Genomic DNA, 23775 nt, shown 5'->3' with positions numbered 1-23775 from the left:
GATACCCGTTATGGTTAACGCTCGATTCACCATTTCTGTACAATTGTATCAAAGGAACTGGCTGTTCGATCTGGCCAAACAATAATGACAAACGATACGGAGAAAGACCGGGTGGCAGTCGCCCTCAGCGAAACCCCACATCTTTGGGGACTGGCCGTTGCACAGGCTTGGCGCAAGTTCAGCCGCCGTCTGCGCATGGGGCCGCTTTATCGCTGGCGCTTCACCGGCTTCACCCCCGACCGTATCCTGATCGCACCGCCTGATCTGCGCGTAGCAGACCCGCAATTGGCACAGGAATTCTATCATGGCCGTTTTGCGCTGGCCGGTCGTCTGGTCGAAACGGGCGGATTGTCGCCTTTCGCCGTCGAACCGCCGACGCCAGAATGGGAAGCAGCGCTTCAGAGTTTCGGCTGGCTGCGTCATTTGAAAAGCGCCAATAGCGAACTGGCAACCGCTAATGCGCGCGCGCTCGTCGATGACTGGATGCGCATGTTCGGCAAGCGCATCGGCGGCATCGCCTGGTCGCCGGAAGTCACTGCCCAGCGCATCATCGCCTGGCTTCAGCATTCAAACCTTATTCTGTCGGGCGCCGAACTCCCCGCCTATCGCCGCTTCATGCGCTCGCTTGCCATGCAGGTGCGTTATCTGCGCACCGTCGCCGCCGCCATGGATGATGGCGAGGAACGGTTGCGCGCCCGTATCGCGTTGGCATTCGCCGCTCTGGCTCTGCCCGTTTCGCCACCGACGGCACGCGCCGCCCGGCGCAATCTGGAGTATGAGCTGAAACGCCAGATTCTGCCCGATGGCGGACATATCTCGCGCAACCCCGTTACGGTTCTGGAACTGCTGGCCGATCTTTTGCCGCTCCGCCAGACCTATGCCAATGGCACGGAAGCCCCGCCCAAGGCGCTGATCGAAGCCGTCGAGCGCATGTTGCCGGCCCTGCGCTTCTTCCGCCATCAGGATGGTAGCCTTGCGCTTTTCAACGGCGTCGGCCCCACCATGCCGGAACGCATCATCTCGGTTCTCCGGCATGACGAGACCGCTGGATCGCCGCTGACCCATGCACCCTATTCCGGCTATGAACGGCTTTCGATGGGTTCGACCACCATCATCGCCGATACCGGACTGCCGCCGCCGGTCACAGCTTCGCGGGATGCCCATGCCGGCTGCCTCGCCTTCGAAATGTCCTCCGGGCGCCAGCGCTATATCGTCAATTCCGGTATCGACCGTTTCGGTCCGCCGGAATTTCGTCCATTAGGCCGTTCCACGGCTGCGCACTCCACGGCCACCATCAACGACACGTCCTCGTGCCGCTTCAGCCTCAATGCGGGTCTCTCCAACATGATCGGCACGCCGATCATTGCAGGCCCGACCCGCGTGCAGCGTGACCGGATCGAGGAAATGGGACGACAGGGCTTTGTTGCCAGCCATGACGGCTATGCGCGCCTGTTCGGCATCTATCACGAACGTCGTCTTGTGCTGTCGCACAATGGCAGCGTCATTCAGGGCGCAGACCGCTTTTATCGCGGCGATGGCCGTCCGTTGAAGGCGAACGGACGCGACAATATTGCGGTGCGTTTCCATCTGCATCCGTCGGTCGATATTTCCTTCGATGAGAACGGATTGATCGTTCTGTCGGCGGATCGCGACGATACCTGGGTCTTCTCCTGTTTTGAAGTTGCGCCGCAACTGGAAGATTCGATCTTCTTTGCGGGCTTCCGTGGCCCCGTGACATCGAAGCAGATCGTGCTCTCCTTCCCGGCATCAGAATTGCCGGAAGTGAACTGGCAGTTCAGCCGCGTCGCACTCGGCAGTTACGTATAATTCGCTCTCAACCCCTCATCCTGAGGAGGCGCGGTAGCGCCGTCTCGAAGGGTCGAGGGTCAATGGGATCGAATGCGGGGCAAGAAATACCTCTTCACCGTTCTTTTCCGGCCTTTTGCGATAGGATTCTCGGCGCGCCTGTGTTAGGGCGAGCCGTCCACTTTCCTGAACGCATCCGTTTCAGCAACGAAGAGACCAACTCCCTATGGCTGTCAGCTCCAAGCATATTCCCGCTCCCGATCTTCATCGGGTGCGCCGCGCCCTCCTTTCCGTTTCCGACAAAACCGGCCTGATCGATTTCGCCAAAGCGCTTCACGCGCAAGGTGTCGAAATCCTCTCGACCGGCGGCACCGCCAAGTCGATTGCCGCTGAAGGCATTCCGGTGAAGGATGTATCCGAAGTAACCGGCTTCCCGGAAATCATGGACGGACGCGTCAAGACGCTGCATCCGGCGGTCCATGGCGGCCTGCTCGCCGTGCGCAACGATCCGGAACACGTCGCGGCCATGGAAGAACACGGCATCGGCGGCATCGATCTTGCCGTCATCAATCTCTATCCGTTCGAGGAAGTCCGCTTCAAGGGCGGCGACTACGACACGACCGTCGAAAACATCGACATTGGTGGCCCCGCGATGATCCGCGCTTCGGCCAAGAACCACGCCTATGTCGCCACGGTCGTCGATCCTGCCGACTATGCCGACGTCGTCGCTGAACTGGAAAAGCATGCAGGCTCCCTGCCGCTTGCCTTCCGCAAGAAACTTGCCGCCAAGGCCTTCTCGCGCACAGCAGCCTATGACGCAGCCATTTCCAACTGGTTTGCCGAAGCGATCAACGAAGAAACTCCGGTCTATCGCTCGGTCGCAGGCAAGCTGCATTCCGTCATGCGCTACGGAGAAAACCCGCACCAGACGGCTGGCTTTTATCTCACTGGCGAGAAGCGCCCCGGTGTTGCCACCGCGACCCAGCTTCAGGGCAAGCAGCTCTCCTACAACAACATCAACGACACCGATGCGGCTTTCGAACTCGTCGCAGAATTCGACCCTGCCCGCACCGCAGCCGTCGCCATCATCAAGCACGCCAATCCTTGCGGCGTTGCAGAAGCAGCCACCATCAAGGAAGCTTATTTGAAGGCACTCGCCTGCGATCCGGTTTCGGCGTTCGGCGGCATCGTCGCGCTTAACAAGATGCTCGATGAGGAAGCCGCTGAAGAGATCGTAAAGATCTTCACCGAAGTCATTATCGCTCCGGATGCCACCGAAGGCGCACAGGCCATTGTTGCTGCCAAGAAGAACCTCCGTCTGCTCGTCACCGGCGGCCTGCCGGACCCGCGCGCCAAGGGCATTGCCGCCAAGACGGTTGCCGGTGGTTTGCTGGTCCAGTCGCGCGACAATGGTGTGGTCGACGATCTCGATCTCAAGGTCGTCACCAAACGTGCGCCGACCGAAGCCGAACTCAACGATATGAAATTCGCCTTCCGCGTCGGCAAGCATGTGAAGTCGAACGCCATCGTCTATGTGAAGGACGGCGCAACGGTCGGCATCGGCGCAGGCCAGATGAGCCGCGTGGATTCAGCCCGCATCGCAGCCCGCAAGGCTGAAGACGCAGCAGAAGCCGCCGGTCTTGCAGAACCGCTCACCAAGGGCTGCGTGGTCGCTTCCGACGCGTTCTTCCCGTTTGCCGACGGTCTGCTTTCCGCCGTTCAGGCCGGTGCAACCGCAGTCATCCAGCCGGGAGGTTCCATGCGGGACGATGAAGTGATCGCCGCTGCCGACGAACACGGCATCGCCATGGTCATGACGGGGATGCGTCACTTCCGCCATTAGAGCTTTTACGCATTATCCTGCGCAAAACCGCTCCGCACTTTTGCTGGAAATGCTCTAACCCCTTATAAAAAGTATATATCGAGGCCCCGGAACCAACCATTCCGGGGCCTCGTTTTCATTGAGTTTCATATTGTTTCGTTTAAATTCGTTTTCAGCATAGACCGGATCAACGGAGGAGCCCGCCCCATGACGCAGTTTATCGGTTCCATCGACCAGGGAACCACGAGTTCGCGTTTCATCATTTTCGACAGGCAGGGCGATATCGTCGCGAGCGACCAGCGCGAACATGAGCAGATTTATCCAAAGGCGGGCTGGGTCGAACACAATCCGATAGAAATCTGGCGCAACACACAGCACGTCATTGCCGCCGCACTCAAAAAAGCAAAACTGAAGGCAAGTGATATCGCTTCCGTCGGCATCACCAATCAGCGCGAGACCACACTGCTTTGGGACAGGAAAACCGGTGCGCCGCTCTATAATGCAATCGTCTGGATGGATACGCGCACCGACGAACTTGTTTCCCGGTACACGAAGGACGGCGGCGCAGACCAGCTGCGTGCCAAGACCGGCCTGCCGATCTCGACCTATTTCTCCGGGCTCAAGCTGCGCTGGATACTCGACAATGTTCCGGGTGCGCGTGAAAAGGCCGCAGCCGGAGACGCACTTTTCGGCACAATCGATACATGGCTGGTCTGGAACCTGACCGGCGGCACCGATGGCGGCATCCACATCACCGATGTGACCAATGCTTCCCGCACCCAGCTGATGGATCTTTCGACGCTGCAATGGGATGAAGACATACTTCGTCTTTTCGATATTCCGTCAGCCTGCCTGCCGGAAATCCGCTCTTCAAGCGAAGTCTATGGCGAGATCACCCTGCCCTCCCTTTCCGGTGTAAAACTTGCGGGCATTCTGGGCGACCAGCAGGCAGCGCTCTTCGGTCAGGCATGTCTGGAACCGGGCGAAGCCAAGAACACCTATGGCACGGGCTGCTTCATGCTGATGAACACCGGCGAGAAACTGGTGCCCTCCAATTACGGCCTGCTGACCACGGTTGCCTACAAGCTCGACGGCGCCAAGCCGGTTTATGCGCTGGAAGGCTCCATCGCCATTACCGGCGCCCTGGTGCAATGGCTGCGCGACAATCTCGGCATCATCAAGAACAGCAGCGACATCGAAACGCTGGCGCGTACCGTCGAGGACAATGGCGACGTCTATTTCGTTCCCGCCTTTTCCGGCCTCTTTGCACCGCATTGGCAGGATTCAGCGCGCGGCATTATTGCAGGCCTCACCCGCTTCGCCAACAAGGGGCACGTTGCCCGGGCGGCCCTGGAAGCGAGCGCCTATCAGGTGCGCGAAGTGCTCGATGCGATGGTGAAGGATTCAGGCGTCGAAATCACGGAGTTGCGCGCCGATGGCGGCATGACCATCAACGAACTGCTCATGCAGTTCCAGTCCGACATTCTGGATGTGCCGGTCGTGCGCCCGAAAATTATCGAGACGACGGCGCTGGGTGCTGCCTATGCGGCAGGGCTTGCCGTCGGCTACTGGAAATCCACGCACGACATCGTGGAAAACTGGCAGGTGGGCCATCGCTGGCATCCGCGAATGCCCGTAGACGAGCGCACGCGCTTGTTCAACGCATGGGAAAAAGCGGTTCAGCGTTCACTCGGCTGGATCGAATAAAAGTCAGATTCCGGCCCGTTACAGCGGGCCGGATGCAAGCGGCTTGTCGGCGGGGTAAGGCGTTATGGCCGCCAGATAGAGCCCGACGGCGAAGAACAGCAGCAGCACCGACATGCCAAGTGCAGCCGAGCCGCTGAGCGCAGTGATCGTCGCAACCAGAAACGGTCCGAGAAAACTCGTCGCACGCCCCGCCAGCGCATAGATGCCGAAATATCGACCCGATTCCTCCGGCTTGATGCTGCGCGCAAACCACGACCGGGACGAGGCCTGTATAGGCCCAAGCGCGACGCCGATCGTCAGCCCGTAGATGAGGAAAGCCTGTTCCGAAGCTGTCGAGAACAAGCCTTTTGCCTCCGGATAGCTGACAGGCACCAGACCGAACAGCAGATAATGCGTTCCGGTGGAAACGATACCGAGCGAAGCCAGCAGCAAAAGCACCAGCGATCCGATGACGATGATCTTGGAGCCGAGCCTGATATCGAGGCGCGCCGCGACAAGGCAGCTCAGGATCGCCGACACATTGGTGATCATGCCGAAGAGGCCAATCTCGTTGATGCTCCATTGAAACAATGAAGCGGCATAACCGGCGCCGAGCGCGACAATGGCATTGAGCCCGTCCTGATAGAAAAGGCGGGCGGCCAGAAAGCGCGTGATCCCCGGATGTTCGCGCACTTCCCGCAGCGTCGATTTGAGTTCCGCCAGACCGCTGCCGATTGCCTGACGCAGCGGCTGCCCGCGCGCCTGATCGGGTGTAAACAGAAACATCGGCATGATGAAAACAAGATACCAGAGTGCCGCTATGGGGCCGGTGATGCGGGCATCTTCGCCGCTGACGGGGTCGAGGCCGAAGAGTGGCGGAAGCCCAATCAGCGTCTTGCCTGTGTCGGGTGATGCAGCCAGAAAAACCACCACGAAGATCAGCACCAGAACACCACCCAGATAGCCAAGCCCCCAGGCCAGATTGGACACCCTGCCGATCTCGCTGCGCGGGACGAGCCGCGGCATCATGGAATCGTTGAAAACGATTGAAAACTCCGCCGAGACCATCGCGATACTGAAAGCCAGAAGCACCCAGAACAGGTTCGCACCGGGCACCGCAAACCAGAGCGTCATGAGTCCAACGATCTTGAGAACAGCAAAAAAGCCGATCCATGGTTTGCGGGAGCCTGTCTTGTCGGCAATCGACCCCAGAACAGGCGAAAGAACAGCGATCACAAAACCTGCGGCAGCGATACCATAGCCCCAGGCAATCTGCCCGGCTTCAGGTGTGTCGGCCATGCGGGAGATGAAGTATGGACCGAAAATGAAGGTGACAATAACCGTGAAAAATGGCTGTGCCGCCCAGTCGAAGAATATCCAGCCCCATATGCCGCGCCGCGAGGCATAGCCCCGAGCAGGCAGAACCTGATCGCTCAATTGTTTGTTCCTTCCCCCGGACAAGAAGTTGGTCCAACCATTGACCGGCCAGTCGGTTGGATACTTCGCTTTTATCAGCGGTACCATATAACCCGAAATGCTGTTTCAAAAGAAACAAAAAGGGCGACCGAAGCCGCCCTTTTGCAAGATTATGTCGTTGTTTTCTATTGCGCCAGATCGGACATCAGGCCCGCTGCAACCGCCAGTCGCGAGACTGTCAGGTCACCACCTTCCGTCAGCGCCACCATACGGTTTTTCACCTGCTCGATACGCGCACCATCGGCTGCGAACCAGGCTGCTGCCGGGTCCTTGTCCTTGGCAAAACGCTTGAGCGCCGCAATGGTGATGCCGCGCGCGGCCTGCGTGATCGTATCGCTTGCTCGTGACAGAGCAAGCCCGTCATAATAGTCCGTGACGGGGATGGAACGCGCGGCTTCCTCGATGCGACCAATGCGGAAGGCTTCCGAAACACCGAAATAGGTCTTGGCGGTCACCACCCGGTCGGCACCGGCCAGATGCGCGATCAGGGCAATGTCCGGCATGATGCCTGCAAGCTGCAGATTGGCAAGACGCTGAGCCAGCTTTTCTGGTGCACCCTTTTCCACGAAAGCGGCCTTGTCGGCCTGAAGCGTGCTCTTCAGATATTCCGGCATCAGGCCGTCGAAACGCGGTTCCAGTTCGGCACGTGCCCTGGTGATCGTATCCACCAGTTCCGTCAGGTTGGCGCGTGTCGTATCGTTGCGCAGCACCCAGGCCGTCGTCGCCTGCAGCATTTCGCCGACGAGATGGTAGAACTGGTTCTGCACATCGCCCGGCACCTTGCTGTCGAGCGCATCAATGGCGTCATAGATCGCATCGATCTCGAAACCGTCGCGCACCGCCACATAGGCACGCACGATATCGGCAGGCGACTTGCCCGTCGTATCGGCCAGACGGCTGATGAAGGTGATACCGCCACGGTTGATGACATCGTTTGCCAGCAAAGTAGCGACGATTTCACGGCGCAGACGATGACCGGAGATTTCCTCGGCATAAGTCTTGGTCATGCGCTTCGGGAAATAGCCGAACAGCAGCGACTGGAAGTAAGGTTCGTCCGGAAGCTGGCTTGCCACCAGATCATCCGACAGCGACAGCTTGGCATAAGCAAGCAGAACCGCCAGTTCCGGACGCGTCAGCGGCTGGCCTGCCTTCTGGCGTTCGGCCAGCAGCGCATCGGACGGCAGATACTCGACCTTGCGGTCGAGAAGCTTGCGGTTTTCCAGCTCCGCCATGAACCGTGCCTGATAGGGCAACTCCGCCAGACCTTGCCTTTCGCTGAGCGAAAGCGCCAGCGGCTGCAGATAGTTGTTGCGCAGAACCAGTTCAGACACATCGTCGGTCATGCTGACCAGAAGCTTGTTGCGTGCCGGGCGCTTGAGATTACCCGAACGCATGGCAGCAGCCAGAGCGATCTTGATGTTGACCTCGACGTCCGAGCAGTTGACGCCTGCCGAATTGTCGATGGCATCGGTATTACCACGACCGCCCGCCAGCGCATATTCGATGCGCCCGCGCTGGGTCGCGCCGAGATTGGCGCCTTCGCCGATCACCCGTGCACCGACTTCCGAGCCGGTGATGCGGATCGCGTCATTGGCGCGGTCGCCAACCTGTGCATCCGTTTCAGCGGAGGAGCGGATATAGGTGCCGATACCGCCGAACCAGAGGAGATCGACCTTCGATTTCAGGATCGCGGTCATGATTTCCTGCGGCGTGCCGGAGGTCTTTCCAAGGCCGATGGCCGCAGCAGCTTCTGCCGACAAGGTAATCGTCTTCTGGCTGCGACTATAGATGCCACCGCCAGCCGAAAGCTTGGAGCGGTCATAGTCCTGCCAGCTCGAACGCGGCAATTCGAACAGACGCTTGCGCTCGGCAAAGCCGTCGGCTGGAACCGGGTTAGGATCGATGAAAATATCGCGATGGTCGAACGCAGCCACCAGCTTGATCTGTTCGGAAAGCAGCATGCCGTTGCCGAACACATCGCCCGACATATCACCCACACCGGCAACAGTGAAAGGCTCGGTCTGGATATCCGTGTCGAATTCGCGGAAATGCCGCTTCACGGCTTCCCATGCGCCGCGCGCGGTAATGCCCATGCCCTTGTGGTCATAACCGGCGGAACCGCCGGATGCGAAGGCATCGTCCAGCCAGAAATCATGTGCCTGGCTGATGGCATTGGCCGTATCGGAGAAAGTGGCCGTGCCCTTGTCGGCAGCAACGACGAAATAAGGATCATCATTGTCATGGCGCACGACTTCCGCCGGCGGCACGACATGATTGTCCTCGATATTGTCGGTGACCGACAGAAGCGTGGAGATGAACACCTTGTAGGCATCGCGACCAGCTTCAAACACGGCATTGCGATCGCCGCCAACCGGCAAACGCTTCGGATAGAAGCCGCCCTTGGCACCAACCGGCACGATCACCGCATTCTTGACCTGCTGTGCCTTCACGAGGCCCAGCACTTCGGTGCGATAATCCTGTGCGCGGTCCGACCAGCGCAGACCACCACGGGCGACAGCGCCGAAGCGCAGATGCACGCCTTCCACTTCCGGCCCATAGACGAAGATTTCGCGATAAGGGCGCGGGTCCGGCAGGCCTTCGACCAGACGCGGATTGAGCTTGAAGGCAAAGGTGACACGCGGCTTGCCGTCGGCATCCGGCTGATAGGCATTGGTGCGCAGCGTCGCTTCGATCAGATTGCGGAAACGGCGCAAAATCTGGTCGTCATCGATGCTCGGCACGCCAAGCAATGCGGTCTCAATAGCATCGACCAGCTTCTTTTCAGCCGCATCACGGCGCTTGGCCGATGGGTTGAAGCGCAGATCGAACAGCGAATAGAGATCGCTGGCGATTTCAGGATAACGGTTCAGTGCGGCCGCGATGAAGCCCTGCGAATAGGCAATGCCCGCCTGTTGCAGATAACGGCCATAGGAACGCAGGATCATGATCTGGCGTGCCGTCAGGCGTGCGGTCTGCACCAGCGCGTTATAGCCGTCATTGTCAGCCAGACCGTCCCAGACATTGCGGAACACATCTTCCAGCATCTCGCCATCGTCGGAAAGATCGACGGGAGCGCCATAGGCGTTCACGAGCTGCATGTCGTGCACGTAAACGGCAGCGCCGTCCTTGCCAGCATGCGGCAGGTCGATGGTCTGCTCGCTGACGACACGGAAGCCCATGTTTTCCAGAAGCGGCACACGCTGCGACAGAACAACCGGCGCACCGTGATGATAAAGCTTCAGCGAAACCGCATCAGGACCATCGGTGCGATAACGATAGAAGTCCACGAAAAGCGGAGCCTCTGCGCTGAGGCCAGCGATGCGCTCCGCATCGACCAGCGCTTCCGGTGCCGTGAAGATTTCGCGATAGGATGGCGGGAAGCTTGCAGCAAGCGCGACCGTCTTTGCGTCTGCACTGTCAGAGCTTTCACGAACCGCATCGTCCCATGTGCGGACAATGGCGCGCACTTCGGCTTCCAGCGCTTCGCGATCCACATGCGGTGTGGAGCGCTCGTGACGGCGGATGACGAACTGAACGCGCGTCAGGCCGTTCTGCAGGAAGACCGGGTGGAATTCGAAACTGTCGCCGCCATAGATATCAACGAGATAGTGTCCGATCTTCTCGCGCACGACCGAGTCGTAACGGTCACGCGGGATATAGACCAGCACGGTCGCAAAGCGGCCAAAGCGATCGAGACGCGGAACGGCACGCACACGCGGGCGTTCGCCAAGCGCAAGGATCAGCTCGGCATTGGCCGTCAGGCTTTCCACATCGATCTGGAAAAGCTCGTCGCGCGGATATTCTTCCAGCACGTTGATGAGCGCCTTGCCCGAATGGTCCTCGCGGTTGAACCCGAGATGCTTGATGACGGCATCGGCCTTGGAGCGAATGAACGGAATGCCTGCAACCGAACTCGTATAGGCAACCGAGGTGAAGAGACCGACCAGGCGCAGTTCGCCGATGGCTTCGCCCTTTTCGCCGAATATCTTCACGCCGACATAATCGAGATAGGAGCGGCGATGCACCAGCGAAAGCGAATTCGCCTTGGTCACGATCAGCGGCTCGTTGCTGTCGAGGAATTCCGTTACCTCACGCGGCGTCACCGTGTCGTCGTCATCCTTGCGCAGGACGCGGACTTCATTGTCGTTGAGAATGCCGAGCGTTTCCTTGACCGGAACCAGTTCGCGCTTGTCGCCCTTGCCCTTGAAGGTGAGTTCGCGAAGTCCGAGGAAAATGAAACGATCATCGCGCAGCCATTCCAGAAACGCGATGGCCTCCGGCATAGCCGGATCGCTCGTCATTTCATAAACGCGCTTGTAATCGGCGATAGCGCCATCGAGGCGCTTCAACATCGGCTTCCAGTCGCTGACAGCGGCACGAACCTGTCCGAGCGCGCGCTTGATGGCGGCAGTCAGATCGGCCTTGACCTGCTTGTCGAGGGCTGGAAGATGAATCTGTACCAGGCTGACGCGCTCGACGCTCTTGGCAGGCGCGAGCTGCGATGCTTCGCCCAGAATGACCAGCTCGTCCTTTTCGCGCGCAATGTCCAGAACCGGATGCACGACCATGAAAATCTGGCTGACATGATCATTCAGCTCACCCATGATGGAGTCGAGCAGGAACGGCATATTGTCGTTGACGATGGTGATGACGCTCACCGGCCGACCATGGCGCTCGATACCATTATCGACGCTGATGATGCTCTTGCCCTTGCGATAGGATTCGAGGGCGGCATAGCCGTGACGGGCTGAACTGTCGAGAGCGGCAGCATCGTAAGCGGCCAGATCTTCTGGCGGCGCCCATTCGAAGAGAAGCTGCGAGAAGGCCGTAAGCGCCTTCGACTTGCCTCCCTTCTTCTCCTCCTTGCTTGCCTTGGAACCTTTAACCTTGCTCGACCGATCCTGCTTTGCAGTCACGTCGGATACTCCTGTCATGATGGCAATGCGCGCCAAACTAGCAGATTAGGCATTGGTTTCGATGGCAATTCGTTGAAAATAACGAAAAATTTCCCGGAAAGTCAGAAAGACCGCATTTAATCCATTTAATTTGGAACAAAACTTCGAAAACTTCCCGCGAAATTTCGGAATATGCCAGCGGATTTCTCCGCGCAGCTCAAAAGTGCTGCCAAAAGGGTCAAGCAGCAGCCCTGCTTCGCCACATTTCCGACTAAAGTTGCAGATGATTCTGATAAATGAATCGGCCTGTCAGTGCCTGAATCAAAAAGCGTCAGGCCGTGGCAAAAACGTCATTTGCAGCCGGCATGGTGACTTTTGGAACAGACACTCAGAGCTCGATCAGGTGATCGTCCAGCTCATTGATATTGTCCGGTCCTGCCGGAAAATGCTTTTCCAGCAGAACCCCGGCCTGACCGATAGCCAGTACGAAACCCTCGGTCATTTGTGCGCGGGAGGCGTGATGGATGAGCGTCGCGACGATTGCATTCCACTCGTCCTGTTCGACACGCGCATGGATGCCCGCATCGGCGATCACCTCGGCATAATGTTCGGCCATTGAGACAAAGAGCAGAATGCCGGTGCGGTGCTCCGTAATATGGACATTGCGCGCCAGAAACTGCTGCAGCGCATTGAGATGGGCGCGCTTGTAACGGATGCGGCGCGGCACCAGCAACATGCGAATGGCCGGAAAGAACCAGAGCACCAGCATCGCAGTCAGGAACGCCGCCAGCACCGCAAGTCCGAACATGGGCAGGCGGATATCGAACCAGTACCAATGGGCGAGAAAGGCCGCGATCACCGAAGCGATCAGGATGCCGCAAGTCGCAACAAAGCCCGCCGCAAAGAAATAGTCATCGCTCGAGCGCGCCAGAACGGCATAGATTTCGCCGCTGGTTTCTGCTTCCGCCTTGCGGATGGCCTCGGCGATACGGGCATGGTCCTCGGCGCCAATCAGCGTGTGATGCTTCATCGTTGCGTCTCCCTACCAGCTACCCGAGGCGCCACCGCCACCGGATGAACCGCCACCACCGGAGAAACCACCGCCTCCCCCGCCGGACGACCAGCCACCGCCGCCGCCCCAGCTGCCACCACCCCTGCCGCCAGAGCCGCCGCCGCGATTGTTGTAATCGACGACCATGCCGAGCCACTGATATTTGCCCGGCCCGATCTTGCGTCCGAAAACCGGCGTCAGGATCGCCATGCCGAAGCCACCGAAGAAGATCAGGCACCAGAAGGCGATGAAGACGACAAAGACCCAGTCGACATCATCGGAACTCGACTGCACATTGCGCTTGGCCCGCGCTTCAAGCTCGGCGGCATCACCGGAAAGCACCGAAAGAATGCCGTCAACACCCTGTACGATGCCGTTCGAGTAATTGCCGGTACGGAATTCGGGAATGATGGTGCCATTGATGATGACGCTTGAAAGCGCATCGGTCATGACACCTTCGAGACCATAGCCGACCTCGATCCGCACCTTACGGTCATTGGGCGCAACCACCAGCAATATGCCGTTGTTTTCCTGTTTCTGCCCCAGCGCCCAGGCACGGAACAGACGGTTGGAATAGGTTTCGATGTCTTCGCCGTTGAGGCTCGGGACCGTCACCACGACCACCTGATCCGATGACTTCGCTTCAAAGTCGGCAAGCTTCTGGGTCAGTTGCTGGCGCTCGGCGGGGTCGATGATCCCCGCCGCATCCACCACACGACCGGTCAATGCCTGTGCAGGCGTCGACGCGTCTTGTGCAAGGGCCGCCGTGTGCAGCGTCAGCGCTGCGGAAAACAGCAGGAAAGCGAGCGCAAGGAGATGTCGCGGCCAGCCCAACCAGCCAAGACCGCGACGATCACGCGAGAGTGCTGCACTCGCCCCGAAACGCATCATGAAACGCGCCGTCAGTTGAAGTTGACTTTGGGCGCGGCCTGACTGCCTGCATCTGCACTGAAGCTCTGCATCGGCTGTGCATCGCGATACCAGATCCACGTCCAGATCATCGTCGGCATGGTGCGCAGCGCCGTGTTGTAGACGCGAACCGCCTCGATATAGTCGCGGCGTGCGACGGCGATGCGGTTTTCAGTACCTTCAAGCTGCGACTGCAATGCAAGGAAGTTCTGGTTGGCTTTCAGGTCCGGATAGCGCTCGACCACCACCATCAGGCGCGACAGTGCGCTTGTCAGATTGGCCTGATTATCCTGAAACTGCTTGAAGAGTTCCGGATTGTTGAGCGTTTCCGGCGTGATCTGCACCTGCGTCGCCTTGGCGCGCGCCTCGATCACAGCCTGCAGGGTTTCCTGTTCGTGAGCGGCATAGCCTTTCACGGTCTCGACCAGATTGGGCACGAGATCGGCGCGGCGCTGGTACTGGTTCTGCACCTCGCCCCAGGCAGCCTTCGCCTTTTCCTCATTGGTCGGGATCGTGTTGAAACCGCATGCCGATAGCAGCGGAACCAGAACAGCCAGACCAAGAGCGATGAAAATACGGCGAAAAGAGAAAGAAGTGGCAACCGTCGCAGCCGACATGGACTTCTCCTGAAAAGAGCGCTTTGCCAAGCGCCGGGGAAACAAATTCATCACCCGCATGCGCATATTCGCTCGAATGCGGGCCGTCAAATCAACAAGATAGACGAAATTCACTCGTTTTCCAGTCGATTTGAACAACAAGGTAAAGCCGCGACCGGTGGGTTTCAGGGATGCAGCCGATTTCACCAGAATGTTCCATGGTCTGACCTTATCATTGGAATGCCACAAGGTCAGTCCCGATATATCTCAATTCATATCGGGATCATCGCCACAGATACCCGTGAAAGAGCATCTTGACCCGATCCTCGGCCTATGAGCAGGAAGCTTCTTTATCTTCTCGCATATGTGGATCAGGCGTGCATAGGTGCTATCGATTTCACTCCCGTCGATCATGACAATACCATTCCTGACAACCGGTTCAGCTTCGCCCGCAGAAACGAGTAGAACGATAGACCTGAGAGCTATATTCGCTTGATGGCAAGGCCCCATGGCCATGGCCAACCGCGCCAGCTCGTCGCTGTGAGCAGGCTTCGTCCCATCTAATGCCGGTCCATTCTCTTCCATCAGTACCGCCAAAGCTTCAAGAATAGGGCCGTCGTCCCTCTCGATTTGCGTGGCGAGCGCCTCCAGACCAGCCTTGTCCCCTGCCTCAATGAGGTCGGCAAGCCGGTCTTCCAATTGTTGAGCCGCTGCTCCGTCCTCATAAGAGGCTGCAGCTGTTGCAAGTACCTGCGTGTCCATCGCGCTCGCCGGACCGGCAGGGGCGACAACAATAAATGCCGACAGCACTGCGGCAAGCTTCAAGGCAGTCCTCACTTACATCCCCCTATTCCCCACAAAACCACCAACAAAAAAGCGGCGGATTGCTCCGCCGCTTTCTCAAAATGCAAGCTGCGCGAAGATTATTCGCTTGCAGCTTCTTCAGCCGGAGCAGCAGCGGCTGCGGCAGCTTCAGCGGCCTTTGCGGCAGCTTCTTCTTCAGCCTGCTTGGCCATGGCCAGACGTTCCTGAGCCTTCTTGCCCGGCTCACCCTTGGTCGGGTTGCTGCGGGTCGGACGCTTTGCAAGACCAGCCTGGTCGAGGAAGCGCAGAACGCGGTCGGTCGGCTGTGCGCCCTGTGCAATCCAATGCTGGATGCGGTCGGCATCGAGCTTCACGCGTTCAGCGTCCTTGGCCAGCATCGGGTTCCATGCACCAACGGTTTCGATGAAGCGGCCATCACGCGGGCTGCGGACGTCGGCAACAACGATGTGGTAGTAAGGACGCTTCTTGGAGCCAGCGCGGGCCAGACGAATCTTGAGAGACATTTTTTCTTTCCTTTAGACAATTGCTTCGCCCGAGGGATGGTCGGGGCAAAACGGGTTAAACCGTAGCTACGGTTGTTGTTTTGACGCGCATCTTACCCGAAAACCGTTTCACACTTTTCGGGATGCGCTTTACTTTCCGCCGTGGTTTGCGGCGGCATGCTCATGATGCCGAATGACTTCCTTCACGATGAAGTTCAGGAATTTTTCGGCGAAATCGGGATCGAGATGGGCATCGGTTGCCAAGGCGCGCAGACGTTCCACCTGACGTTTTTCGCGGGCCGGATCAGCCGGTGCGAGGCCGCGTTCAGCCTTGAGTACACCGACAGCCTTGGTGCAGCGAAAACGTTCGGCCAGCATATGGATCAGCGCTGCATCGATATTGTCGATGGAAGCGCGCAGTGCCAGAAGTTCAGCCGGTGCAGTGTTCTGTTCGTCGCTCATGATGCTCACTTCTTCTTCGGCAGGCCGGGAAGACCGCCACCAAGACCGGGAAGCTTCGATCCACCCAAACCGGGGAGACCGCCGCCCGGAAGGCCCGGCAAACCGCCGCCCTTGGTAAGACCGGCTGCTTCCGCCTGCTTGGCAAGTGCTTCAAGCTGCTTGGGGTCCATCTTGGAAAGATCGGGCATACCGCCCATTCCTCCGCCCAGGCCGCCACCAAGACCCATCTTGTTGGCAAGGCCCCCCATCATCTGCTTCATCATTCCGCCCTTGCCCTTGCCCATGACTTTCATCATGTCGGCCATCTGGCGATGCATCTTGAGAAGCTTGTTGATATCGGCAGCAGTCGTGCCGGAGCCTTTGGCAATGCGCTGCTTGCGGCTGTGCTTGAGAAGGTCGGGATTGGCGCGCTCGGCCTTGGTCATCGAGCCAATGATTGCGAGCTGGCGGTCGAACACCTTGTCGTCGAGACCGGCTGCTGCTGCCTTGTCCTTCATTCCGCCCATGCCGGGCATCATGCCCATAATGCTGCCCATGCCGCCGAGCTTTTTCATCTGGCCTAGCTGATCGGCAAGATCATTGAGATCGAACTTGCCGGACTGCATCTTCTTGGCCATCGCTGCGGCTTTTTCCGCGTCGATGTTTTCAGCAGCTTTTTCCACGAGCGAAACAATGTCGCCCATGCCGAGAATACGGTCGGCGATACGCTTCGGATAGAATTCCTCAAGCGCATCCATCTTTTCGCCGGTGGCGATCAGCTTGATCGGCTTGCCGGTGATGGCACGCATCGAAAGCGCTGCACCGCCACGGCCATCGCCATCCATACGGGTGAGAACGATACCCGTAATGCCAACGCGCTCGTCGAAATTGCGCGCCAGATTGACTGCATCCTGACCGGTCAGGCTGTCGGCGACGAGCAGGATTTCGTGCGGATTGGCGGCCTTGCGGATATCCGCCATTTCCACCATCAGCGGCTCGTCAATATGCGTGCGGCCTGCGGTATCGAGAATGACGACATCGTGTGCGCCAAGCTTTGCAGCCTGTACGGCGCGCTTGGCGATTTCGACCGGCGACTGGCCGGCGATGATCGGCAGCGTGTCGACACTGGTCTGAATACCGAGCTGGCGAAGCTGTTCCTGTGCGGCAGGACGGCGCGTATCGAGCGACGCCATCAACACCTTCTTGCGCTGGCGCTCCGTCAAACGCTTGGCGATCTTGCCGGTGGTGGTCGTCTTGCCCGACCCCTGCAGACCGACCATCATGATGACGACAGGCGCAGGCGCGTTCAGGTCAATCGCGACACCTTCGGTGCCAAGCATCTCGATAAGCTCGTCATGGACGATCTTGACGACCATCTGGCCGGGCTTGATGCTTTTCAGGATTTCGGCGCCAACCGCCTTCTCACGAACGCGGTCGGTGAAGGAGCGAACCACTTCCAGCGAAACGTCAGCCTCGATCAGCGCGCGACGCACTTCGCGCAACGCTGCGGCCACGTCGGCTTCAGAAAGAGCGCCGCGTCCGGTAAGGCCGTTCAGGATGGAGCCAAGACGCTCCTGAAGTGATTCAAACATCGAATTTCCTTTTAATCCGAGAAGAGGCTTATGCTTCGTCAGGGATAAATCGTCCCGCTTATCTGCCAGTTCAAGAAGCAACCAAAGCGATACAGCACCCGAGGGCGCATCGCGCTGTCGGATGTGGACCTCCGGGATCGCTTTATACCAAATGGGTCCCGGTCGGTGGCTCGCGTTCTGAAGATCGCGGATAGATTGGAGCTGGCTTTAAGGTGATCAGCCCGCAATGTCAAGCAAAAGGCCTGAAACTCACTGAAACCGGCCCAGTTTGTTTTGGGCGCATCTTGTTCCGAAAACCATTTCACACTTTTCGGGATGCGCTCCAATACAGGGCCGGTTTCGATTTTGTTTTACTGTGCGGCCACACCGGCAAGCGGATCGCCGATGCCCAGCACATAAAGGCCGATCATCAGCAGCGTTCCCGCCAGAACCACATAATAGATCGTGGGAATGATGGTCATGCGCAAGGTCGTGCCTTCACGTCCCAGCAAGCCGACCGTCGCGGAAGCTGCAACCACGTTGTGGATCGCGATCATGTTGCCAGCGGCAGCGCCCACTGACTGACCGGCGACCATCAGCGCACCGGAAATGCCAAGCCCTTCCGCCACGCCATACTGGAACTGGCTGAGCATGAGGTTCGACACCGTGTTGGACCCGGCGAGGAACGCACCCAGCGCTCCCACGGACGGCGCGAAGAACGGATAGACATTCCCGACTTCCACCGCCACCCAGTCGGCAACCATCAGCGGCATGCTGATGAGTTCCTTGCCGTTGACGCCGGAATTGATCATGACGCGCACCATCGGCACGGTGAACAGAAGCACGAAGCCTGCGCCCACCAGCGTCTTTGTGCTTTCACCGAAAGCCTTGGCGAACTGTCCGCCGTTCATCCGATGCAGGAAGAAGGTGATCACACAGACGATGACCAGAAGACCGCCCGGCAGGAAGAGCGGCGTGAAATCACCACCTATACCGGTTTCGCCCATGATGTCCTTGGCAACGAACGTGATCGACTTCAGCGCATTGCCAACCGACGGGAACGTACGGCTGACCACCAGAAAGATCGCCAGCAGAATGTAAGGGGTCCATGCCAGAACGAGCGGGATTTTCTTCGAGGTCAGTTCATCGAGCTTGATCTGGACGGTGCCGACCCAGCCTGCAGGCCACTCCGAAGCGGGAGGGAAATCCCAGCTCTGCTTCGGCATCAGGAAACCGGCTCGTGCGGCAAACGTCGCCAGCGCAAGCCCGACGAGACCGCCGATCATGGACGGGAATTCAGCACCGAGGAAAACCGCGCTCAGCACATAAGGAATGGTGAACGAGAAGGCCGCAAACAGCGCGAAGGGCAGAATGGCAAGACCTTCCGTCCAAGAGCGGTTGCGCCCGAAGAAGCGGGTCATGATGACCACGAGGAACAGCGGCATGAACGTGCCGCAGATGGCGTGCAGGATAGCCACTTCCGATGTGATGATATGGAAGAACTGTTCCCAGCTCGATCCGGCGCCCTGCAATTGCGCCGTCAGCGCCTCGCGATTGAGACCTGACTGGACACCGACGATAAGCGGCGTGCCGACGGCACCGAACGACACGGGCGTCGACTGGATGATCAATCCGAAAGTAACGGCGGCAAGTGCCGGAAAACCGACGGCCACCATCAGCGGCGCCACGACCGCAGCAGGCGTGCCGAAACCGGATGCGCCCTCAATGAACGAGCCGAACAGCCAGGCAATCAGGAACACCTGAATGCGGCGGTCAGGGCTGATCTGGGCAAAGCCGGAGCGGATCGCAGAAATGCCGCCAGAATATTTCAGCGTATTGAGAAGCAGAATCGCACCGAAAATGATCCAGAGCAGACCTGCAGTCTGGATCAGGCCCTGAATGGTCGAGGCAATGACCCGGTTGCCGCTCATGCCCCAGACCGCCATTGCGATCACGACAGTCAGCACATAGGTCACCGGCATCGCAATGCGGGCCTGAATACGAAATCCGACCAGCATCACGCCGGCTACGAGAATTGGCAGAAATGCAAATAATGCAAGAAATCCGTTCGACATGTGGCGTCCTCCCCGTCAATGTCACGAACTTTGAAAGTCAACTATGAAACGCTGGTAAAGAAGTTTTACCAGTAAGACCATAAGCAATAGGTATGAAAGCCACAGCTTCCAAGCGAAAAATTCCGATCAAGGTTTTGGGACCAACAAAAGCTTGCTGTTTTTGTGCAAAAATGCTTGAGACGCGGCATTTCGCACCTGCCTCGTCCCGCTTTGCCGTTGCCGCATGACATTTGGTGTAAGGAATGGCAAATTCGCGTTGAGGTCGAATCAACTCCAAAGGAGAAACGAATGGCATTGGTTGCCAAGGGCCGGTCTTGGACGGCAGCAGCAGTTCTTGCAGTGGGCATGATGACGGGAACAGGCATTGCCGAGGCAGCCCAGTGCGGCAATAATGCCGCCGGTTATAATGCCTGGCTCCAGCAGACGATGAAGGAAGCCGCTTCGCGTGGCATTGGCAAGGCCGCGATCGGTGCGCTTGGCAATACCAAATACGCGCAGGCCACTATCAATGCCGACCGCAACCAGAAGAGCTTCAAGCTCTCCTTCGAACAGTTCATGCAGAAGCGCGGCGCTGATACCATCATCAAGCGCGGTCGCGCACAGAAGCAGCAGAACGCCGCTCTCTTCGCTGCGATCGAAAAGCGTTATGGCGTTCCAGCCGGACCGCTGCTCGCGATCTGGGGCATGGAAACAGGCTTCGGCGCCTATCTCGGCAAGCAGCATACGCTGTCGGCTGTCGCGACGCTCGCCTATGACTGCCGCCGCAGCGATTATTTCACCGACCAGCTCTATGCAGCGCTCAAGCTGATCGACCGTCAGGACCTCAATCCAAATGCGGTTGGCGCCATGCATGGTGAAATCGGCCAGACGCAGTTCCTGCCGGTCAACGTCCTGAAATACGGCGTCGACGGCGACGGCAGCGGCCATATCGACATGGCCCGCTCCAAGGCGGATGCTCTCTATTCGACCGCGAACTTCCTTGTCGGCCATGGCTGGCAGCGCGGTGCAGGCTATCAGCCAGGCGAACCGAACTACGGCGCGATCCAGGGCTGGAATGCTGCACAGGTTTACCAGCGCGCCATCGCCGTCATGGGCAAGGCCATCGACGGCAAGTAAGAACTGAAGGCTGAAATCGCAATTTCTCTCTGAAATTGCCGTAGAAAAGCCTCACGTTTCACAGAATAGCCCCAAAGTTTGGGGCTATTTTTGTATGTTTTGATGCGAATTTTCGCGTTTGGAAGACAAAAACGTCAATTTTGGCTGGCCAAAATATGGCAAAACGGCCCCTCTCGATCTGAGAGAAGCCGTTTCAGGAAGCATTTTTTAAATCTGGATCAGGCCGCGTCTGGCCGTTTGAAATCACCCGTCTGGTGATCCATCACCCACAGCTCGCCGGTCGAGATATCGAACCATGCGCCGTGCAGGGTGAGCTTGCCCTTCTTCTCCAGAATATCGACGCAAGGGAATGTGCGCAGATTGTTGATGGAGTAGCGGATCGAGATGCGTTCCAGCGCGGTCTGGCGCTCGCTCTGCGTCATGAGCTGATTGCCACTGATGGCTTCAGCTGCAGGCGCGATCAGGCTCATCCATTTGCCGATGAAGTCACCCGGCGAAAGCGGTGCGCTTTCGGTGTCGAGCGCAGCCTTGATGCCGCCGCAACGGCCATGGCCCATGACGACGATATTCTTCACCTTGAGGCTCTGAACCGCAAATTCCAGTGCTGCCGAAGCAGCATGGTATTCGCCATCGGGCTCGTAAGGCGGAATGAGATTGGCAACATTGCGCAGGACGAAGATTTCGCCGGGCGCCGTGTTGAAGATGGTTTCGGGAGCCGCACGGGAGTCACAGCAAGCGATAACCAGCGTTTCCGGTGATTGTCCCTTGTCGGCCAAATGGCGATATCGTGAAGTTTCGTGGGCAAAATGCTCGCGCATGAAGGTTCGATAACCGGCGAGAAGTGAGTCTGGAAGATCAACCATATTTTTCCAATATCCCTATCGAAAACCGAGATCAATCGAAATGCACTGAACGGACTGCGTCCAATTGGACGCATGATCCCTTTCGCTTTCATGCAAGCTTCTCAAGCCCATATCGCCATGCGAAGACCGAAAGCGTCGCGTTCTTCATGGTCAGGATGCGGGTGCGCTTGACCGCGCGCGTGACGACCAGCCACGAGATACATGGCGCAGGCGTCAAGAAAGTCATCCTCCTTGGCACCGCGCGGGACGCGACCTTTCAAAAAATCTTCCGGCAATCCGCAGTGCTGCAACAAGGCCCGGCGCTCGGCCATTCCTTCCGGATTCACCCGGCTTTTGATCTTCTTCGGCAGGGACATGGCCTTCATGCCATTCAAAACCGCAAAAGCCAGTTCGGGATGCGATTCGATGATACGCTCGGCAAGCCGTAGATCGCAGCGCAACAATTCATCGATCTCGCAAATCTTCGGGAAAAGCCCGAAAGCCTGCCGGGAAACCTTGCGTGGCGGGTCGGTGTGTTCCAGCGACAAAGAACAGCTCTCGCGATAATCTTCGGCATAGACAGCAGCACGCGGCGGAATGGAAAAAACACTCGATTGCCTTCCGGCAAGATGTGCTCGTGCGGCCCGCTCCGCCGACCGCCCGCCCTTTTCCGGCAGGCCGATCGGCATATCGACCGCAATGATCGCTTTATCCGGAAGCGACGCCACCAGGGCGGAGAAACTGCCGAACACTTCCGCTCGCAAACCGCCGCCATCCCCGGTCACGGCGATCCAGCCGCGAGGACAGCCGTCAACACCAGCAAGCACTGGAGCCATAAGTGTCAAGCGCGGAACCCCTTGGTCGGATGCATCAGCCGCCGCGTCTGCACCATGGCCATCGGCGTGGCGAGGCTCGACGCATCGGCTTCCAGCATCAGCTCGTCCGCCCCGCGCTTTGCCGAGCGCGCCATGATTTCGAACACTGCCGCAGTAGTGCTCTGCAGCATCTTTTCCTCCGCCATGCCGGACAGGCGACGCGCCAGAAACACGGCAGAGGTCAGATCACCGAGACCGTTGGTCGGACCATCGACACGGCGATGTTCGGCCATCAGCGCCATGGTCGGCGTGAGCAGAATATTGCCGATGCTGCCGCTCATCAGCGGAAAGGCCGAGGTGACCAGCATGGTTGCCGGACCGGCTTCCAATGCAGCCTCCATCAAGGCGGAATTGTCTTCCAGCGGAACGCCGGTCAGCCATGAAAGCTCGAAACGATTGGGTGTTGCGATATCGGCAAGCGGCAGAAGCTTGTCGCGAATACCCATGGCAGTCGCTTCGGGGACATAAAGCCCCTTTTCATCGCCGATGACAGGATCGCACAGATAGACCGCCCCCGGATTCTTCGCCTTCACGGCTTTGACCAGTTCGGCAACGGCTGCCGCCTGCTCGGGATGACCGAGATAGCCGGTCAGGACAGCACCCACCTCGCCAAGCCACGGTGCGCGCTGAAGATCCTGCATCAGGCGCGAAAACTCTTCCGCCGGTGGCACGATGCGTCCAGCAGGCCCATGACCCGGATGCCATGGCAGCACTACGGTCGGCACGGCCCATACGGGAAAACCCAGCGTTTCCAACGCGAAAACGGCGGCTCTATTGCCAACTGAACCGCGCACGACATGGCTTGAGATGACAATAACGGTTGTCGCATCCGAAGGCGCAGAAAGCGTCATTGAGTACCTAGCTTTGCATGAGATAGAGAATGAGCCAGACGATGATCGCCAGCGTGATGAGGAAGCCGAGCCCGCGCCCGATCCGCGTAGCCCAAAGCTCGATGGGATCATTTTCGGGGGCGTCAGTGGCAGCCAGATGATGCGCAGTGCGGGAAAATCCGCGCCGCACGATGCCTTCGGCACCGGTCTGCTCGCGTTCGAGCCTGTCGAGAATACGCCGGGCCTCTTCCTGACGCTCGCGTCCCGGCCCGCCGCCTTCCCCTATGCCTGCCTGCTGGCGCTCGCCCATGCTCTGCCTGCCCTTTGCAATGACCTAGTGTGGCTTTGAAACCGAAATTCGTTCGCAACCCCGCCCCGGAGTGATACGAATTTCGGATTCGCCACACTAGTTTCCAACAGAAGAAACAGGCACAGCATCACGCTCAAGTCGCAGTTCTGCAAGCAGTTTATTGCAGT

The 23775-nt window shown here is 58.6% G+C and carries 19 protein-coding genes; 4 read left to right on the top strand and 15 right to left on the bottom strand.

Features of this window, described 5'->3' with window-relative positions:
* Positions 1-84 precede the first annotated feature (84 nt).
* The 3 genes from FG152_RS19780 to glpK all read left to right on the top strand — a co-directional run bounded on the left by FG152_RS19780 (position 85) and on the right by glpK (position 5335).
* Positions 85-1827, top strand: a complete 1743-nt coding sequence (locus tag FG152_RS19780; RefSeq protein WP_010661483.1) for a heparinase II/III family protein — start codon at positions 85-87, stop codon at positions 1825-1827.
* A gap of 205 nt (positions 1828-2032) precedes the next feature.
* Positions 2033-3649, top strand: coding sequence for a bifunctional phosphoribosylaminoimidazolecarboxamide formyltransferase/IMP cyclohydrolase (purH, locus tag FG152_RS19775; protein WP_010661484.1), 1617 nt, complete (start codon positions 2033-2035; stop codon positions 3647-3649).
* Between the two features lie 186 nt (positions 3650-3835).
* Entirely contained in the window at positions 3836-5335 is a 1500-nt protein-coding gene (glpK, locus tag FG152_RS19770) for a glycerol kinase GlpK (RefSeq protein WP_010661485.1), read from the top strand.
* A gap of 18 nt (positions 5336-5353) precedes the next feature.
* Here the strand turns inward: glpK and FG152_RS19765 are convergent, their stop codons facing one another.
* From FG152_RS19765 to FG152_RS19715, 11 genes are all read right to left on the bottom strand, one after another.
* On the bottom strand, positions 5354-6751 hold the full coding sequence (locus tag FG152_RS19765; RefSeq protein ID WP_010661486.1) for an MFS transporter: 1398 nt from the start codon (positions 6749-6751) through the stop codon (positions 5354-5356).
* 164 nt (positions 6752-6915) lie between these two features.
* A complete protein-coding gene (locus FG152_RS19760) occupies positions 6916-11706 on the bottom strand; it encodes an NAD-glutamate dehydrogenase (protein ID WP_010661487.1) in 4791 nt (1596 codons plus the stop codon).
* 367 nt (positions 11707-12073) lie between these two features.
* A complete protein-coding gene (locus tag FG152_RS19755) occupies positions 12074-12715 on the bottom strand; it encodes a TPM domain-containing protein (protein ID WP_010661488.1) in 642 nt (213 codons plus the stop codon).
* 12 nt (positions 12716-12727) lie between these two features.
* The gene (locus tag FG152_RS19750; protein ID WP_010661489.1) at positions 12728-13627 is read right to left on the bottom strand and encodes a TPM domain-containing protein; all 900 of its coding nucleotides are present in this window, start codon (positions 13625-13627) and stop codon (positions 12728-12730) included.
* An 11-nt stretch (positions 13628-13638) separates the two neighbouring features.
* The gene (locus FG152_RS19745) at positions 13639-14262 is read right to left on the bottom strand and encodes a LemA family protein (RefSeq protein WP_010661490.1); all 624 of its coding nucleotides are present in this window, start codon (positions 14260-14262) and stop codon (positions 13639-13641) included.
* Positions 14263-14508: 246 nt separating this feature from the next.
* On the bottom strand, positions 14509-15078 hold the full coding sequence (locus FG152_RS19740; protein ID WP_085982334.1) for a hypothetical protein: 570 nt from the start codon (positions 15076-15078) through the stop codon (positions 14509-14511).
* A gap of 86 nt (positions 15079-15164) precedes the next feature.
* Positions 15165-15569 (bottom strand): 30S ribosomal protein S16, encoded by a 405-nt coding sequence (gene rpsP / locus FG152_RS19735; protein WP_010661492.1) that lies wholly within the window; start codon positions 15567-15569, stop codon positions 15165-15167.
* Positions 15570-15698: 129 nt separating this feature from the next.
* Entirely contained in the window at positions 15699-16010 is a 312-nt protein-coding gene (locus FG152_RS19730; RefSeq protein ID WP_010661493.1) for a chorismate mutase, read from the bottom strand.
* A gap of 5 nt (positions 16011-16015) precedes the next feature.
* Positions 16016-17581, bottom strand: a complete 1566-nt coding sequence (gene ffh, locus FG152_RS19725) for a signal recognition particle protein (RefSeq protein WP_010661494.1) — start codon at positions 17579-17581, stop codon at positions 16016-16018.
* A gap of 350 nt (positions 17582-17931) precedes the next feature.
* On the bottom strand, positions 17932-19635 hold the full coding sequence (locus FG152_RS19720; protein ID WP_010661495.1) for an L-lactate permease: 1704 nt from the start codon (positions 19633-19635) through the stop codon (positions 17932-17934).
* A gap of 37 nt (positions 19636-19672) precedes the next feature.
* The gene (locus FG152_RS19715) at positions 19673-19930 is read right to left on the bottom strand and encodes a hypothetical protein (RefSeq protein WP_155243315.1); all 258 of its coding nucleotides are present in this window, start codon (positions 19928-19930) and stop codon (positions 19673-19675) included.
* Between FG152_RS19715 and FG152_RS19710 the strand changes: the two genes are divergently transcribed.
* The gene (locus FG152_RS19710; RefSeq protein WP_010661496.1) at positions 19924-20751 is read left to right on the top strand and encodes a lytic murein transglycosylase; all 828 of its coding nucleotides are present in this window, start codon (positions 19924-19926) and stop codon (positions 20749-20751) included. The two genes, FG152_RS19715 and FG152_RS19710, sit on opposite strands and share 7 nt — an antisense overlap.
* Positions 20752-20969: 218 nt before the next feature.
* Here the strand turns inward: FG152_RS19710 and FG152_RS19705 are convergent, their stop codons facing one another.
* From FG152_RS19705 to FG152_RS19690, 4 genes are all read right to left on the bottom strand, one after another.
* Positions 20970-21614 (bottom strand): carbonic anhydrase, encoded by a 645-nt coding sequence (locus tag FG152_RS19705; RefSeq protein WP_010661497.1) that lies wholly within the window; start codon positions 21612-21614, stop codon positions 20970-20972.
* Positions 21615-21715: 101 nt separating this feature from the next.
* Positions 21716-22429, bottom strand: a complete 714-nt coding sequence (locus FG152_RS19700) for a DUF429 domain-containing protein (protein ID WP_010661498.1) — start codon at positions 22427-22429, stop codon at positions 21716-21718.
* 5 nt (positions 22430-22434) lie between these two features.
* Entirely contained in the window at positions 22435-23319 is an 885-nt protein-coding gene (pdxY, locus tag FG152_RS19695) for a pyridoxal kinase PdxY (protein WP_010661499.1), read from the bottom strand.
* Positions 23320-23326: 7 nt separating this feature from the next.
* Entirely contained in the window at positions 23327-23608 is a 282-nt protein-coding gene (locus tag FG152_RS19690) for a hypothetical protein (RefSeq protein WP_010661500.1), read from the bottom strand.
* Positions 23609-23775: the final 167 nt, after the last annotated feature.

Source organism: Ochrobactrum sp. XJ1 (genome assembly GCF_024701725.1).
In the GTDB taxonomy this organism is placed as follows: Bacteria; Pseudomonadota; Alphaproteobacteria; order Rhizobiales; family Rhizobiaceae; genus Brucella; species Brucella anthropi.
This window is presented reverse-complemented; position numbering and strand designations above follow the sequence as displayed.

What these genes read in the sequence shown, in the direction of transcription:
- FG152_RS19780 (WP_010661483.1), top strand. Translation starts at nt 85, where the DNA reads ATGACAAACGATACGGAGAAAGACCGGGTGGCAGTCGCCCTCAGCGAA.
- purH (WP_010661484.1), top strand. Translation starts at nt 2,033, where the DNA reads ATGGCTGTCAGCTCCAAGCATATTCCCGCTCCCGATCTTCATCGGGTG.
- glpK (WP_010661485.1), top strand. Translation starts at nt 3,836, where the DNA reads ATGACGCAGTTTATCGGTTCCATCGACCAGGGAACCACGAGTTCGCGT.
- FG152_RS19755 (WP_010661488.1), bottom strand. Translation starts at nt 12,715, where the DNA reads ATGAAGCATCACACGCTGATTGGCGCCGAGGACCATGCCCGTATCGCC.
- FG152_RS19750 (WP_010661489.1), bottom strand. Translation starts at nt 13,627, where the DNA reads ATGATGCGTTTCGGGGCGAGTGCAGCACTCTCGCGTGATCGTCGCGGT.
- FG152_RS19745 (WP_010661490.1), bottom strand. Translation starts at nt 14,262, where the DNA reads ATGTCGGCTGCGACGGTTGCCACTTCTTTCTCTTTTCGCCGTATTTTC.
- rpsP (WP_010661492.1), bottom strand. Translation starts at nt 15,569, where the DNA reads ATGTCTCTCAAGATTCGTCTGGCCCGCGCTGGCTCCAAGAAGCGTCCT.
- FG152_RS19730 (WP_010661493.1), bottom strand. Translation starts at nt 16,010, where the DNA reads ATGAGCGACGAACAGAACACTGCACCGGCTGAACTTCTGGCACTGCGC.
- ffh (WP_010661494.1), bottom strand. Translation starts at nt 17,581, where the DNA reads ATGTTTGAATCACTTCAGGAGCGTCTTGGCTCCATCCTGAACGGCCTT.
- FG152_RS19720 (WP_010661495.1), bottom strand. Translation starts at nt 19,635, where the DNA reads ATGTCGAACGGATTTCTTGCATTATTTGCATTTCTGCCAATTCTCGTA.
- FG152_RS19710 (WP_010661496.1), top strand. Translation starts at nt 19,924, where the DNA reads ATGGCATTGGTTGCCAAGGGCCGGTCTTGGACGGCAGCAGCAGTTCTT.
- FG152_RS19715 (WP_155243315.1), bottom strand. Translation starts at nt 19,930, where the DNA reads ATGCCATTCGTTTCTCCTTTGGAGTTGATTCGACCTCAACGCGAATTT.
- FG152_RS19705 (WP_010661497.1), bottom strand. Translation starts at nt 21,614, where the DNA reads ATGGTTGATCTTCCAGACTCACTTCTCGCCGGTTATCGAACCTTCATG.
- FG152_RS19700 (WP_010661498.1), bottom strand. Translation starts at nt 22,429, where the DNA reads ATGGCTCCAGTGCTTGCTGGTGTTGACGGCTGTCCTCGCGGCTGGATC.
- pdxY (WP_010661499.1), bottom strand. Translation starts at nt 23,319, where the DNA reads ATGACGCTTTCTGCGCCTTCGGATGCGACAACCGTTATTGTCATCTCA.
- FG152_RS19690 (WP_010661500.1), bottom strand. Translation starts at nt 23,608, where the DNA reads ATGGGCGAGCGCCAGCAGGCAGGCATAGGGGAAGGCGGCGGGCCGGGA.